This window comes from Cedecea sp. (assembly GCF_036500665.1).
Lineage (GTDB): Bacteria > Pseudomonadota > Gammaproteobacteria > Enterobacterales > Enterobacteriaceae > Cedecea.
The window spans coordinates 1-13461 of record NZ_DASYBS010000114.1 but is presented as its reverse complement, the minus strand read 5'-3'; the positions used below and the strand labels follow the sequence as shown (position 1 = coordinate 13461).

At 54.0% G+C, this 13461-nt stretch carries 12 protein-coding genes and 1 pseudogene; 7 read left to right on the top strand and 6 right to left on the bottom strand.

Annotated elements, in window-relative coordinates:
• Positions 1 to 11: 11 nt before the first annotated feature.
• Together VGM55_RS19970 and VGM55_RS19965 are read right to left on the bottom strand one after the other, a co-directional pair.
• Complete coding sequence (locus tag VGM55_RS19970; RefSeq protein WP_331636432.1) at positions 12 to 1127, bottom strand: acyltransferase; 1116 nt, start codon at positions 1125 to 1127, stop codon at positions 12 to 14.
• Between the two features lie 78 nt (positions 1128 to 1205).
• A complete protein-coding gene (locus tag VGM55_RS19965) occupies positions 1206 to 2057 on the bottom strand; it encodes a LysR family transcriptional regulator (protein ID WP_154185959.1) in 852 nt (283 codons plus the stop codon).
• A gap of 118 nt (positions 2058 to 2175) precedes the next feature.
• Here VGM55_RS19965 and VGM55_RS19960 point away from each other — a divergent pair, with 118 nt between their 5' ends.
• The 3 genes from VGM55_RS19960 to VGM55_RS19950 all read left to right on the top strand — a co-directional run bounded on the left by VGM55_RS19960 (position 2176) and on the right by VGM55_RS19950 (position 6044).
• Positions 2176 to 3345 carry a pyridoxal phosphate-dependent aminotransferase gene (locus tag VGM55_RS19960; RefSeq protein ID WP_154185957.1) on the top strand — a complete coding sequence of 390 codons (1170 nt, stop codon included), beginning with the start codon at positions 2176 to 2178 and terminating at the stop codon, positions 3343 to 3345.
• 12 nt (positions 3346 to 3357) lie between these two features.
• A complete protein-coding gene (locus tag VGM55_RS19955) occupies positions 3358 to 4134 on the top strand; it encodes a transporter substrate-binding domain-containing protein (protein WP_154186313.1) in 777 nt (258 codons plus the stop codon).
• Between the two features lie 254 nt (positions 4135 to 4388).
• Positions 4389 to 6044 (top strand): glucan biosynthesis protein D, encoded by a 1656-nt coding sequence (locus VGM55_RS19950; RefSeq protein WP_038473077.1) that lies wholly within the window; start codon positions 4389 to 4391, stop codon positions 6042 to 6044.
• Positions 6045 to 6082: 38 nt separating this feature from the next.
• Here VGM55_RS19950 and VGM55_RS19945 read toward each other — a convergent pair whose 3' ends face one another.
• Entirely contained in the window at positions 6083 to 6445 is a 363-nt protein-coding gene (locus VGM55_RS19945) for a type II toxin-antitoxin system HicB family antitoxin (RefSeq protein ID WP_331636431.1), read from the bottom strand.
• Positions 6442 to 6716 (bottom strand): annotated as a pseudogene (locus tag VGM55_RS19940) (type II toxin-antitoxin system HicA family toxin). The gene VGM55_RS19945 and the pseudogene VGM55_RS19940 overlap by 4 nt, the downstream one beginning before the upstream one ends.
• Positions 6717 to 6946: 230 nt before the next feature.
• Here VGM55_RS19940 and rimL point away from each other — a divergent pair.
• Positions 6947 to 7537, top strand: a complete 591-nt coding sequence (gene rimL, locus VGM55_RS19935; RefSeq protein ID WP_331636430.1) for a 50S ribosomal protein L7/L12-serine acetyltransferase — start codon at positions 6947 to 6949, stop codon at positions 7535 to 7537.
• Here the strand turns inward: rimL and ydcK are convergent.
• Positions 7534 to 8460 (bottom strand): YdcK family protein, encoded by a 927-nt coding sequence (gene ydcK, locus VGM55_RS19930; protein ID WP_331636438.1) that lies wholly within the window; start codon positions 8458 to 8460, stop codon positions 7534 to 7536. The genes rimL and ydcK overlap by 4 nt on opposite strands.
• A 113-nt stretch (positions 8461 to 8573) precedes the next feature.
• Here ydcK and tehA point away from each other — a divergent pair, with 113 nt between their 5' ends.
• Entirely contained in the window at positions 8574 to 9566 is a 993-nt protein-coding gene (gene tehA / locus VGM55_RS19925; RefSeq protein ID WP_154185951.1) for a dicarboxylate transporter/tellurite-resistance protein TehA, read from the top strand.
• A complete protein-coding gene (gene tehB, locus VGM55_RS19920; RefSeq protein WP_154185949.1) occupies positions 9563 to 10156 on the top strand; it encodes a tellurite resistance methyltransferase TehB in 594 nt (197 codons plus the stop codon). Before tehA ends, tehB begins: the two co-directional genes overlap by 4 nt.
• A 108-nt stretch (positions 10157 to 10264) precedes the next feature.
• Here the strand turns inward: tehB and pepT are convergent, their stop codons facing one another.
• Complete coding sequence (gene pepT / locus VGM55_RS19915; RefSeq protein WP_154185947.1) at positions 10265 to 11494, bottom strand: peptidase T; 1230 nt, start codon at positions 11492 to 11494, stop codon at positions 10265 to 10267.
• Between the two features lie 118 nt (positions 11495 to 11612).
• Here pepT and VGM55_RS19910 point away from each other — a divergent pair, with 118 nt between their 5' ends.
• Positions 11613 to 13208 (top strand): ABC transporter substrate-binding protein, encoded by a 1596-nt coding sequence (locus tag VGM55_RS19910; RefSeq protein WP_331636429.1) that lies wholly within the window; start codon positions 11613 to 11615, stop codon positions 13206 to 13208.
• Positions 13209 to 13461 lie beyond the last annotated feature (253 nt).

The window sequence follows — 13461 nt, the reverse complement described above, 5'->3', positions numbered from 1 at the left end:
CCTGCGCTTTTTTAGCGTATGGAGCGTCCCGGCGCCGCTCTGGAATAGCGTTTAATCAACCCTGAAATGCGGATGGAAATCTGGTCTATTCTGACAAAGAAGACGGAAAATAGCACCGAAAGCAGGGCGATCATGAGCGTTTCTGCCAGCGGATGATGGAAATTAAACCGATCAAACAGATTGGCGAAAAGCAGGATCACGCTCCAGTGCGTTAAATAGAGTGGGAAAGAGAGTTCACCTAATTTAACCAATGCTTTTGACGACAGCCAGGATTGCACGTATCCATTAAGCATCACCCCCCAGACAATCATTATACCGGCAAGGAAATTGAGCGCTTCATAGACGTTATTCCCTAACACTGACGTAAATAGCGCATAGCTGCCGCTGGAAATATGAGCCCCGGCGAAATAGAGTCCGACAATGATCATCAGCGAGCTGATTTTATTATTCTCGGTCAACGGCATCCGCTCTTTAATGGCCATACCGACCAGGAAGCTCAGCATTCCCAGGAAAACATGCAGGTTAATCGCCAAAAACAGCAACGTCAGCAGCGACATGGTTAGCAGCGGCTTTCGTGTTTTATAGGCGATAAATATCAGCAAAGAGCCATAAAATTCAATCGCCATTGTCCACAGAACGGGGTTGTACTGGATTGCGCCACGCAGATTAACTATCGCTTTTACTGCCCCAAAATAGATCGCGTTAACCAGCCCCGGTTCCCTGATTTTAGTTTCGTTATTAATGAAGTTGCTTGCCTGCTGCAGGTTAAATTCCCGCACGATGGTAAAGACAATATAGGCCAGCAGGCATGAGGCGATAGCCGGAATGGCTAAGCGGGCATAGCGGGATAAAATATTCTTGGCTAGCGGATAATGATTTCTGGCGCTACTGAGGCTAAGTACGATCCCGCTCATCACAAAGAAGATATAAACCGCGGCGGTGCCTGAATAGAAAAAGCCAAAAGGGCTGTTATGGATCCAGCGCTGAACAGCGTGATCGTCGGTAATAGGCGCGTTACTGAAATTATGCAGGAACGGAAAATACATCAACGCCAGGTGGGAGAGAACGACGGCAAAGCTCGCTAGTCCCCGAATCGAGTCAAGATAAACCAGCTTTTTATTCGCCATCCACTCATTCTCAGTCATTTGATTTGTTTGGTTAAATGTTCGCATACCGATCGCAAAAAGTATAGAAAGGCATGCCATTCACGATTCTGCCAGTAATGCCCGACAGAGCGCCTCAAGTCCGGCGGCATTTTCGCTGCCAGGCTTCACCGCCAGGCGGTAACCCGCGCCGGTTTTTACGCTGCTGGCAAAGGGGCGCACCAGCCGCCCGGTTCGAATATCTTCTGCAACCAGCGTTTCATCAGCAATTGCTATGCCAAACCCCTGAATCGCCGCGCTGATAGCCAGATCCATCGTGTCGAAGTGCTGATGTTTACTCATTGTCTGCCACGGGGCCGCGTTATGCGTCAGCCACAGCGACCAGTCGGTACGATCGCGGGTTGGGTGCAGGAAGGTCAACCGCTCCCAGACGCTTCCGTTTTGCGGCAGCAGCCCCTGGCTGATGACCGGCGTCAGGGCTTCTTCAAACAGCAGCGTGCCGCTCTTTGCCTGCTGCCCGAACACGATTGCGGCATCAAACGGCTCATGTTTAAAATTGACGCCGTGCTCCACGGTGGTGGTCAGGGCCACCTGTATCTCAGGCATACGCTGTTCGAGCTGGATAAGCTTTGGGACCAGCCAGCGCATCGCACAGGTGGGAGCCTTGAGGCGGATAATCTCAGGTTTATGGCAGGCGCGGTCGGCAACGTCCAGCAGGGTGTTGAATGCGCTCTGAAGATCGGGCAGCAGGGCGCTCCCCTGAGGCGTAAGGCGTAACCCGCGTGCGTGGCGTTCAAATAGTGCAAACCCCAGCCACTGTTCAAGCGTGGCGATTTTGCGGCTGACTGCACCTTGAGTGAGGCAAAGTTCTTTTGCCGCTCTGGTGAGGTTCAGGTGCCTGGCGGTGACCAGGAACGCATCGAGAGTATTAAGGGGAAAGTTACGCCGGGTCATGATGCTCTCCGCTGAGCTATGCATTTTTTGCATGGCTATTATGACAACAATTCGATTGTCGTGGCAATCGCATCCGGATTGAATAGTTATGCAAATCGCATATTGTTCAGGAGCAGCTATGGCCATGCAAACCCCGGTACAACATCGTTCAAAATTGCCGGACGTAGGAACCACGATTTTCACGGTGATCGGCCAGCTTTCCGCGCAGCACCAGGCGATAAACCTTTCTCAGGGCGCACCAAACTTTCCGTGCGATCCTCAATTAATTGCGGGCGTTACCAAAGCGATGCAGGAAGGGCATAACCAGTATGCCCCGATGACGGGTCTTGCTTCCCTGAAGCAGCTCATCGCTGAAAAAGTGCTGAGCCTTTACGGTTCAAGCTACAGCCCGGCCGATGAGGTACTGGTAACCGCCAGCGCCAGTGAAGGGCTCTATTCCGCCATCAGCGGGCTGGTGCATCCCGGCGACGAGGTTATCTACTTTGAGCCGTCCTTTGACAGCTACGCACCGATTGTTCGCCTGCAGGGCGCCACGCCGGTTGCGCTTAAGCTGAATCTGCCGGACTTCACCATTAACTGGGACGAGGTTCGGGCCGCTATCACGTCGCGCACGCGCATGATTATTGTGAACACGCCCCACAACCCAAGCGGGCAGGTATTTAGTGCACATGATCTTGAGATGCTGGCGGCGCTGACCCGTAACACCGATATCGTGATCCTGTCCGACGAAGTGTACGAACACATCGTGTTTGACGGTAAAAAGCATCACGGCATGGCGACGCATCCGCAGCTTGCCGAGCGAAGCGTGATTGTGTCGTCATTCGGTAAAACCTTCCACGTGACCGGCTGGCGCGTGGGTTACTGCCTGGCGCCTGCGGCGTTAATGGATGAAATCTGCAAGGTGCATCAGTTCCTGATGTTCTCTGCCGATACACCAATGCAGTACGCCTTTGCTGACTATATGCGCGACCCGCAAACTTATCTCTCGCTGGCGGCGTTTTATCAGCGCAAGCGTGATTTAATGCAGTCTCTGCTGGCCGCATCGCCGTTTGAACTGCTGCCGAGCGGCGGATCGTTCTTTCTGCTGGCCCGCTTCGGGCACTTCAGCGATGAGTCCGACAGCGAAATGGTGAAGCGGCTGATCACAGAATATGGCGTGGCGACAATTCCGCTTTCCGCGTTTTATACCGACGGTACCGATAACAACATTATCCGGCTCTCATTTGCTAAAGATGAAGCCACATTACGGGCGGGCGCGCAGGCGCTGTGCCGGGTTAAGCCACGCTGATAAGGGGTCATGATGAAAAAAATTTATGCGCTAAGTTTGCTTCTTGGGCTGTGTTCTTCGTTTTCTGCGCTGGCGGCCGGCGAGCTGCGTTATGGTCTGGAAGCGGAATATCCTCCGTTTGAGAGCCGCAACAGCGCGGGCGAGCTGGAAGGGTTCGATATTGAGCTGGGCAAAGCCATTTGCCAGGCTGCCAGCCTCAAGTGTACCTGGGTTGAGACCTCGTTTGATGCGCTGATTCCTGGGCTTGCCGCGAAGAAATTCGATGCCATCAACTCGGCGATGAACATCACCGCCCAGCGGCAGAAAAGCATTGATTTCACCCAGCCAATTTACCGCATTCCTTCTCAACTGGTCGGCAAAGAAGGCAGCGGTCTGGAGGCGACGGCGGAAGGGCTGAAGGGTAAAACCATCGGCGTGCTGCAGGGCTCTATTCAGGAAACCTACGCCAAAGAACATTGGGAGAAGCAGGGCGTAAGCGTCGTGTCGTATAAAGATCAGAACATGGCCTGGGCCGATTTGCTGAACGGCCGCATTGACGCCTCGCTGGTGATGTCCGCTGCGGGTCAGGCTGGCTTCCTGAGCACGCCGCAGGGCAAAGGCTTTGGTTTTATCGGCAAGCCGGTGAGCGACGATACCATTCTCGGCAGCGGGATCGGCTTTGGTCTGCGTAAAGGTGACGCTGTCACTAAAAAAGAGCTGGACGCGGCGATTGATAAAGTCAAAGCCGACGGCACCGTCACCAGGCTTGCGCAGAAGTTCTTCCCGGGCATCGACGTTAGCGTGAAGTAACCTTTCTGGCGGCCTGGCGACGGGCCGCCTGCTGAAATTTTTAGCGCTTTTTTCGCCAGAGTATTGTCCATTTTTCGGCAATATCTGGTTTCCTGAAAAAAAACCTTCGTTCCTCCCTCAAACGCCTTCACCGCCCATTGGATTCATTGTGAATTTTGTCTAGAGTGTGCGGTCGTACAGGTAGCAGTCTCTTGCCGCTGTTCTGCCCGAGGGCGGGACGAAACACATCGACATATAAGGACGATTTCTCAGGCATGAATCGCAGACGTTTTATCCAGGCCTCTATGGCTCTTGCCGCTGCCTGCGGCACGCCGACCCTTGCCACGCTGTTCTCCCGAAGCGCCTTTGCAGCCGAGTCCGGCATTGCGGACGGGCACTCCACTGCCTTCGATTTTGCAGTGCTCCAGGGCATGGCGCATGACCTGTCGAAAAAACCGTGGGGAGGCGCGCCGAGAGCGCTGCCGAACACGCTTGCTAACCTGACGCCTCAGGCTTACAACGCCATCCAGTATGATGCTAATCATTCGCTGTGGAACAACATAGATAATCGCCAGCTCGACGTGCAGTTCTTCCACGTCGGCATGGGGTTCCGCCGCCGCGTCAGAATGTTTTCTCTGGACTCTGCCACCCACCAGGCGCGTGAAATTCACTTCCGTCCGGAATTGTTTAACTACAACGACGCGGGCGTGGACACCAAACAGCTCGAAGGCCAGACCGATCTCGGCTTTGCCGGCCTGAAGGTCTTTAAGGCGCCTGAACTGGCGCGCCGTGACGTGGTTTCATTCCTCGGTGCCAGCTACTTCCGCGCCGTAGACAGCACTTACCAGTACGGCTTGTCCGCACGTGGCCTGGCGGTGGACACCTTCACCGACACGCCGGAAGAGTTCCCGGACTTCACCTCGTTCTGGTTTGAAACGCCAAAAGCTTCCGACACCACTTTTGTGGTCTACGCGCTGCTGGACAGCCCAAGCGTAACCGGTGCCTACAAATTTACCATCAACTGCGAAGCCGAACGGGTGGTGATGGAGGTGGACAATCACCTGTATGCCCGTAAAGACGTCAAGCAGCTGGGTATCGCGCCGATGACCAGTATGTTTGCCTGCGGCACCAACGAACGCCGCACCTGCGACACCATTCACCCGCAAATTCACGACTCCGACCGCCTGGCCATGTGGCGCGGTAACGGCGAGTGGATTTGCCGCCCGCTGAATAACCCGCAAAAGCTGCAGTTCAACGCTTTCATGGACGAAAACCCGAAAGGCTTTGGCCTGTTGCAGCTGGATCACGATTTTGCCAGCTACCAGGACATTATGGGCTGGTACAACAAGCGCCCAAGCCTGTGGGTGGAGCCGCGCAACAAGTGGGGCAAAGGATCCGTTGGCCTGATGGAAATCCCGACCACCGGCGAAACCCTCGACAATATTGTCTGCTTCTGGCAGCCGGAAAAACCGGTCAAAGCCGGGGATGAGTTCGAGTTTAAATACCGTCTCTACTGGAGCGGCCTGCCGCCTGTCACCACGGATCTGGCCCGCGTTTACGCCACCCGTACCGGCATGGGCAGCTTCCCGGAAGGTTGGGCGCCGGGCGAACACTTCCCGGACAAATGGTCCCGCCGCTTTGCTATTGATTTTGTCGGCGGCGACCTGAAAGCCGCCGCGCCGAAAGGCATTGAACCGGTGATCACGCTCTCCAACGGCGAAGCGAAGCAGGTTGAGATCCTCTACGTCGAACCGTTTGACGGCTACCGCATTCTGTTTGACTGGTACCCGACCAACGACTCCACCGACCCGGTCGAGATGCGTATGTTCCTGCGCTGCCAGGGTAAAGCCATCAGTGAAACCTGGCTGTACCAGTACTTCCCGCCGCCGGCGGACAAACGCAAATACGTCGACGATCGCGAAATGCGTTAATCACCCCAGCCCCGCCGCGTAAAAGCCGCGGGGCTTTTTTATCGATTTCTCAAATGTTTTGTCAGTGCAGCAATGATGTAGCTGTTAACCGACATTTGTTGCTCGGCCGCAGCAACACTCAGTCGTTCGCCAAAGGATTCAGGATAGCGCAGCGTGAACGTCTTCATTTTTTCTTCTTTTTCAAAAGGTTCAATACCCGCAGAATGGCAGTCCTCCAGGTAGTACTGTAAGGCGGTTTCACCCTCACGAATAAGCCCCGCCGCGCTGTCGGCGACGAAGTCACAGTATCCGGTTAAGCCGAGAAATTTCCCGCGAAAGAGGTTTATTTCGGGAACCCAGGTGATCAACGCTGGCTGGCCGCTGACGATCATAATGTTTGGCAGTGCTTCCGCAGTGGTCATGGTGTGACTCCGATACTCTCAAACCATTCTTTCAGGTTGGCTATGGCCCCTTTATCGGTCTCAGGAGAAGGATGGGGACGATGAAAATGGGCGATGCTGCCGTTAAGCTGGAAGCGTATACGTGAACCGCGGCCGGGGTTGACCTCTCCCCGAGGGCAAGCACCAGCCTTTCTATATCCTGCCATTTCACTCCGGAGGGAACGGGCTTGATGAAAATTTGAATTAGCGTCTGACGATGTTTGTTTCTTAGGTATTCCTGTCCATATCCCATGATTCCTTCCATGATTCGACGTGCAATGTCATCGTAGCATATCGTTTTTTGACTTCAATATTTGAAGTCATTTTTCGCGAAGCATTCCATATTTTGATGAAAATTAATGCAAGAAATGAGCGGGGTATTGGTTTTTAGTATTGATTTTGCATTTATCCATAATGAATTTTTATTCATTACTGTTCTGTCGGTATAAATCGGAGTCAACTTCCTGGTAAAAGTGACATAAGATGGCTGTCACCTATAAGCAAAAACGGGAGCCGCGTGTGGAGCAGCATCAGGAATGGCAGGATGAAGTGATTACGGTCAACGATGAAATCGAGCTGCATTCGGTGAACGAGCGGTTCGTTCAGCCTGTTTTCGCGCTGGTGCAGCGCAACAAAAGCTGGCTGCAAAAAGCCATGAACTGGCCGCAGTATGTTGTTTCCGAGGACGACACGCGCAAAACGGTGCAGGGGAACTACGTTCTCCATCATAAAGGCTACGCGAAGATGTTTATGATCCTCCATCGCGGCGAGCTGGTGGGCGTGTTTTCCTTTAACCAGATAGAACCGACCAACAAAACGGCCTACATCGGCTACTGGCTAAGCGAAGATATGCAGGGGCAGGGCATTATTTCCGCCGTAATTGAGGCTGTGATTAGCAAATATGCACAGGAAGGAACGGTACGCCGGTTTGTCATCAAGTGCATCGTGACCAATCGGGCCAGTAACCGGGTAGCACAGCGCAACGGCTTCACCCTCGAAGGCTGCCTGAAGCAGGCCGAATTCCTGAACGGCGAGTACCATGATCAGAATATTTATGGGCGCATCGCCGATTAAAAAACGCCATAAAACGGCGTGCGGGTGATTCGCTGCTCGCCGTTAATATCCTTCATGCCGCGAAGATGAATGAGTTCGCCATCAATACCTTCCACCGCCGCCTCGTCATAAATTTGCACGTTGTTTTCTATTAGCACGTTGCCCATCACTTTAGCGTGGCCGTACACCTGCACGTTGTTGTCCAGCAGAATAGGGCCGCCGATAAGCGCCGCATCGCCGTAAACCTGAACGCGATGCTTTAGCACGCAGTCGCCCTCGATGATGGCGTTGCCGTAAACCCGTGAAGAATAGCGAATCGTGGGGATCTGACTGTCGCAGCTGCCGGCAATAATACGTGCGTTGCCGGACACCTGCGCACAGTCGCAGATCCAAACATTGTTCTCTTCGTTACCTTCGATGATCGCATTATCAAAGACAGCCGAGCGATGTTCGATAAACGCATTGTTCACTCGCGCATGGCCGTAGACCTGTGCCTGGTGAACGATGCGGGAGGCGCGGACCGTGGCGTTCCCGTAGATTTGCAGCCGCATTTCGGCATCTTCGGTCAGCCCCAGCACGGCAATCACCTCGCTCTGATGCAGCACGCGAGCCGAGCCGTAGATATGGCACTCTCCGCTGATGCGCGAGCCATCAACATGCGCATTGCCGCTAACTTTTGCACCCTGGCAAATTTCAGACTCGCCGCTAATTATCGCGTTCTCTTCGACTCGTGCATTGCCCCATATAAAAGCGCCAGGCTCAAGCCAGCAGTTTCCCGACTGACTCAGATTAGCCTCTTGTTCTACCCAGCCGCCGCGTTGTCCTATCTCGACATCGCCGAAAGTGTAAAGCGCCTCAATTTGCCAGAGCCGAACTTGCCGCAGTTCGCCCTCGTGCTGATAATCATGGTGCTGTGAATCGTTCGTTAGCCGGTATTTTTTCATCGCCATTTCTCGCAGTGTCCTGATGATAAACGTAGCAGGTAATTGAGCGGCGTAGCGTTACGCGGCGTAATCGCATAAAATGCATTTAAAATACATTTTAAAAAATAAACAAAATGAAGAAATCAACCACCGGCAGCTTTATTAATCTTCCCGCAGGCTACTTTGGGATGGTGCTGGGTACGATTGGCATGGGATTCGCCTGGCGTTATGCCGCGACTATCTGGCCGGTTCCGTCGTGTGTAGGAGAGGCGCTGGTTGCGCTTGCGGGCGGTATCTGGCTGCTGCTGGCGCTGGCGTTTCTCACCCGTCTGGCTCGCTACCCGCAAAGCGTGATTGCGGAAATCCATCACCCCTTGATGAGCAGTTTTGTTAGCCTGTTCCCGGCCACAACCCTGCTTGTTGCCATCGGCATTGCGCCTTATCTGCGGCCGCTTGCGGTGGTGATGTTTGCCTTTGGCGCCGTGGTTCAGCTGTGCTATGCGGCCTGGCAGTCAGCGGGATTATGGCGGGGGACGCATCCTCAGGATGCCACGACGCCGGGGCTGTACCTGCCGACGGTGGCGAATAACTTTATTAGCGCGATGGCCTGCGGCGCGCTGGGCTATCACGACCTGGGGATCCTGTTCCTTGGGGCGGGCGTCTTTTCCTGGCTGAGTCTCGAACCGGCTATTTTGCACCGTATGCGCAGCGCCGGGGAGCTTCCGACGCCGGTGCGCACTTCGCTGGGCATTCAACTGGCCCCCGCGCTGGTGGCCTGTAGCGCTTATTTGGCGGTGAACGGCGGCGTGACGGATTTCTTTGCGAAAATGCTGTTTGGCTATGGCCTGCTGCAGCTGCTTTTTATGCTGCGCTTAATGCCCTGGTATCTGGCGCAGCCGTTTAACGCCTCCTTCTGGAGTTTCTCATTCGGTCTTTCCGCGCTGGCCACCACCTCGCTGCACCTCAGCACCAGCAGCGCTGATGGTCTGTTCCATCTTATTGCTGTGCCACTTTTTGTTTTTACTAATGTGATTATTGGCCTGCTGTTGGCACGCACTTTTATCCTGTTAATGCAGGGGAAATTGATTGTGCGTACCGCACGGCCAGAAAAAAAGGATCTGTCATGACCGAGAAGTCTGAAAGCTACTACAGCGAAGAATACGGCTTAACCGCCACCCATTCTGACGTTTTGAACGCCGTAAAATATGTTGTTCCAGGTAAAGCACTGGATCTTGGCTGCGGCGGCGGGCGCAATAGCCTCTACCTGAATCAGAAAGGGTTTGATGTTACCGCATGGGATAAAAACCCGATGAGTATCGCGAATCTGAACAAGATTATTGAGGCTGAAGGGCTGAAAAACATCGTTACGGCGCAGGTGGACCTTAACCAACTGAGCTTTGACGGTGAATATGATTTCATTCTCTCAACCGTGGTGATGATGTTCCTCGAGCGCAGCACCATTCCGGGTTTAATAGCCAATATGCAGCGCTGTACAAAACCCGGCGGTTACAACCTGATCGTCGCGGCGATGGATACCGAAGATTTCCCCTGCACGGTAGGGTTCCCGTTTGCCTTCAAAGAGGGCGAGCTGCGAAACTACTATGAAGGCTGGGAGCAGGTTAAGTACAACGAGGACGTTGGTCAGTTGCATAAAACTGATGAGAACGGTAACCGCATTAAGCTGCGTTTCGCCACGATGCTGGCGCGGAAAAAGTAAAGGTTAACCCTCCCCCCGGCCCTCTCCCTGGAAGGGAGAGGGGGAATTCAAGCGTTCTCTGTATGAATCCCCTCGCCCCTTTGGGGAGAGGGTTAGGGTGAGGGGAAATTACTTCGCCGCCAGCAGGCAAAGCTTCAGGGCCACGTTATACGAAGCCTCAAACGCCCGCAGGGGTAAAAACTCAAACCGGGAGTGGAAGTTGTGTGCGCCGGTAAAGAAATTCGGCGTCAGTAGTCCTTTTGCCGAGAGCGCCGCACCGTCCGTGCCGCCACGCATTGGAATCACTTTCGGCTCAATCCCCAGCTCATCCAGTGCGGCAAAAATCAAATCAATTGCCCGGCGATCGTCGGTAATCGCGTTGCTGATATTGCTGTAGGTATCGCTGATGCTGTACTCCACGCGCGCGGTGGGGTATTGCGCGGCAATCTTCTGCGCCACTTCGCCAATCTGCTGCTTGCGGCGTTCAAAGTTGGCCTGGTCGAAGTCGCGAATATTTGCTTTCAGCAACGCTTCGCTTTGCGAGGCCTGGATGCCGTTAAACCAGATGTAACCTTCGCGGCCTTCAGTGTGCTCAGGCGTTTGCTTGCGGTCAAAGTGGCTGATGTAATCCATCGCCATCAGCAGCGGGTTCACCAGCACGCCTTTGGAGGACATCGGGTGGCTGGTCACGCCGGTAAACTTCAGCTCTGCGTGGGCGGCGTTAAAGTTTTCATAAACCACTTCACCCAGTTCGCAGCAGTCGATGGTCCAGGCAAAATCCACGTCAAAACGCGCCAAATCCAGCGCCTTCGCGCCGCACAGGCCAATCTCTTCATCCGGGACAAAGGCCACAACGATGTCACCGTGCTGATGTTCTTTCGTCAGGTTCTCCAGCAGCGTCATCACCACCGTTACGGCGGCTTTGTTGTCCGCGCCCAGCACGCTGGTGCCGTCGCTGAAGATAATCTCCTCGCCTAAGTAGGCGTTGATTTCCGGATGTTCCGCAGTGCGCAGCCAGATATTTTCTTTGGCGTTCAGGCACAAATCCTCACCGGTAAAACGCAGGATCTGCGGGTGTATGTCCGGGGACAGGCCGACGTCAACGGTGTCGATATGGGTGATAAACCCAACGCGCGGCGCACCTGGCACATTGCCTTTCTTCACGGCGGTAACCGTGGCGTGCTCGTCAAGAGTGATATTTTCAAGGCCAAGCGTTCTTAATTCTTCCGCCAACATGCTGGCCATTACATGCTGCCCGGGCGTGCTGGGCAGGGTGTTTACACGCGGGTCACTTTGGCTGGTCACCGCCAGATAACGGAAGAAACGCTGAATTAACCGATCGCTTAGCGACGAAGACATAGTGTTTCCTTATTGCTCGATGTTGTTTGTTAGAAGCCTGAATTTAATGTTATTTATTAAAACGCTTTGTACAAGCTTTATTCAACAGGACCAGGGTAAACACCACAGGATGACAGCGATGAAAACAAAGATTACAACGCTTGCACTTGCCATAGCGGCACTCTCTATCAGTACCAGCGTCTCGGCCAGCACGCTGGTTTACTGTTCTGAAGGCTCACCGGAAAACTTCAATCCGCAACTTTACACCTCCGGCACCAGCGTGGATGCCAGCGCGGTACCGGTCTATAACCGGCTGGTGGACTTCAAAGTTGGCACAACCGAGCTGCAGCCAAGCCTGGCGGAAAGCTGGGACGTAAGTGAGGACGGAAAAGTGTACACCTTCCATCTTCGTAAAGGCGTGAAGTTCCAGAGCAATAAATACTTCAAGCCTTCGAGGGACTTTAATGCCGACGACGTCATTTTCTCGTTTATGCGCCAGAAGGATCCCAGCCATCCTTATCACAACGTCTCCAGCGGCAACTATTCCAACTTTGAAAGCCTGGAGTTCGGCAAGCTGATTACCGCCATCGACAAAGTGGATGACAACACCGTGCGCTTTACGCTGGCGCACCCGGAAGCACCGTTTGTCGCCGATCTGGGCTGGTATTTTGCCTCTATTCTTTCGGCCGAATACGCGGATACGATGATGAAGGCCGGCACGCCGGAGCGTGTCGACTCCGATCCTATCGGTACCGGACCGTTTGAGTTGAAGCAGTACCAGAAAGATTCACGCATTCTCTATACCGCCTTCCCGGATTACTGGCAGGGTAAGTCGAAGATTGATCGTCTGGTCTTCTCCATCACGCCGGATGCCTCGATCCGTTACGCAAAACTTGAGAAAAACGAGTGTCAGGTTATGCCATTCCCAAACCCGGCGGATTTGCCGCGTATGAAGGAAAACAAAAACATTAACCTGATGCAGAAAGCGGGGCTGAATACCGGATTCCTCGCCTTTAACACTCAGAAACCGCCGCTGGATAACGTGAAGGTGCGCCAGGCACTGGCGATGGCTATCAACAAACCGGCGATTATTCAGGCGGTGTTCCATGGCACGGGTATTGAGGCGAAAAATCTGCTGCCGCCGGGTGTCTGGAGCGCGGATGATAAGCTTAAAGACTACGATTATGACCCCGGGAAAGCCAAAGCCCTGCTCAAAGAGGCCGGGTTTGCTAACGGCATGAGCATCGATCTGTGGGCGATGCCGGTTCAGCGTCCGTATAACCCGAATGCTAAGCGCATGGCGGAAATGATCCAGGCCGACTGGGCGAAAATTGGCGTCACGGCGAAGGTGGTTACCTACGAATGGGGTGAGTATCTTAAACGCGTGAAGGGCGGTGAACATCAGGCGGCGCTGATGGGCTGGACCACGGCAACCGGCGATCCGGATAACTTCTTCGGGCCATTATTTACCTGCACGTCGGCCAACGGCGGCTCTAACTCGTCAAAATGGTGCTATCAGCCGTTTGATAAGCTGATCCTTGAAGCCCGCGCCGAAGGTAATCATGACAAACGCGTCGAGCTGTACAAAGAGGCGCAGCAGATGATGCACGACCAGATGCCGGCGGTGATGATTGCGCACTCCACCATTTTCGAGCCAGTGCGTAAAGAGGTGACAGGGTATGAAATTGACCCGTTCGGGAAGCATATCTTCTATCAGGTTGATGTGAAGAAGTAGCTGGCGCAGGGGGGACAGGTGGCCTGAGCATACCTTCTCTGTAAGTTTGGGAATTTTCCGTTCACTCGTTGATCTGTTGTCTATGCAGATTCAGATCACGGTGAACGTGTGAGGGGGAATTACGCCATTCCCCCTCACAACCCCCGGCGCCCGGCGAGCTCATCGCCGCTGAAGCGGTAAACCCACCGGCTATCACCCAAACATTCGGGGTCGTTCGCGATTCGTTCCCGACGATCGCTCTCTTTCGCTGCTC

Bases quoted from the DNA above. Each gene is read 5' to 3' on its own strand.
- tehA (WP_154185951.1), top strand. From the start codon at position 8,574: ATGAAGAAATCAACCACCGGCAGCTTTATTAATCTTCCCGCAGGCTAC.
- ydcK (WP_331636438.1), bottom strand. From the start codon at position 8,460: ATGAAAAAATACCGGCTAACGAACGATTCACAGCACCATGATTATCAG.
- VGM55_RS19970 (WP_331636432.1), bottom strand. From the start codon at position 1,127: ATGGCGAATAAAAAGCTGGTTTATCTTGACTCGATTCGGGGACTAGCG.
- VGM55_RS19955 (WP_154186313.1), top strand. From the start codon at position 3,358: ATGAAAAAAATTTATGCGCTAAGTTTGCTTCTTGGGCTGTGTTCTTCG.
- tehB (WP_154185949.1), top strand. From the start codon at position 9,563: ATGACCGAGAAGTCTGAAAGCTACTACAGCGAAGAATACGGCTTAACC.
- VGM55_RS19965 (WP_154185959.1), bottom strand. From the start codon at position 2,057: ATGACCCGGCGTAACTTTCCCCTTAATACTCTCGATGCGTTCCTGGTC.
- VGM55_RS19950 (WP_038473077.1), top strand. From the start codon at position 4,389: ATGAATCGCAGACGTTTTATCCAGGCCTCTATGGCTCTTGCCGCTGCC.
- VGM55_RS19945 (WP_331636431.1), bottom strand. From the start codon at position 6,445: ATGACCACTGCGGAAGCACTGCCAAACATTATGATCGTCAGCGGCCAG.
- rimL (WP_331636430.1), top strand. From the start codon at position 6,947: ATGGCTGTCACCTATAAGCAAAAACGGGAGCCGCGTGTGGAGCAGCAT.
- VGM55_RS19910 (WP_331636429.1), top strand. From the start codon at position 11,613: ATGAAAACAAAGATTACAACGCTTGCACTTGCCATAGCGGCACTCTCT.
- VGM55_RS19960 (WP_154185957.1), top strand. From the start codon at position 2,176: ATGGCCATGCAAACCCCGGTACAACATCGTTCAAAATTGCCGGACGTA.
- pepT (WP_154185947.1), bottom strand. From the start codon at position 11,494: ATGTCTTCGTCGCTAAGCGATCGGTTAATTCAGCGTTTCTTCCGTTAT.